The organism is Pseudoalteromonas sp. SIMBA_162, from assembly GCF_046535955.1.
Classification (GTDB): Bacteria; Pseudomonadota; Gammaproteobacteria; order Enterobacterales; family Alteromonadaceae; genus Pseudoalteromonas; species Pseudoalteromonas marina.
Map to the genome: position 1 here is coordinate 1 of NZ_JAWJBQ010000986.1, position 244 is coordinate 244.

1 protein-coding gene is annotated in these 244 nt (G+C 61.1%); it reads left to right on the plus strand.

Features of this window, described 5'->3' with window-relative positions; translation table 11 throughout:
• Positions 1-244 (plus strand): hypothetical protein (locus R0J88_RS22665; protein ID WP_410901272.1); only part of this gene is annotated, 244 nt, incomplete at both ends.

Below are 244 nucleotides of genomic sequence, written 5' to 3' on the forward strand. Positions count from 1 at the left end.
GGCAACGACTGGACTCCGGTACGTGCACTGGGCTCCTACATCAAGGGCACCAACGGCAAGTCCCAGGGCGTCGTGCCCTTCCTGAAAGTGGTCAACGACACCGCGGTAGCCGTGAACCAGGGTGGCAAGCGCAAGGGCGCTGTCTGTGCCTACCTGGAAACCTGGCACATGGACATCGAAGAGTTCATCGAGCTGCGCAAGAACACCGGTGATGACCGCCGTCGTACCCACGACATGAACACCG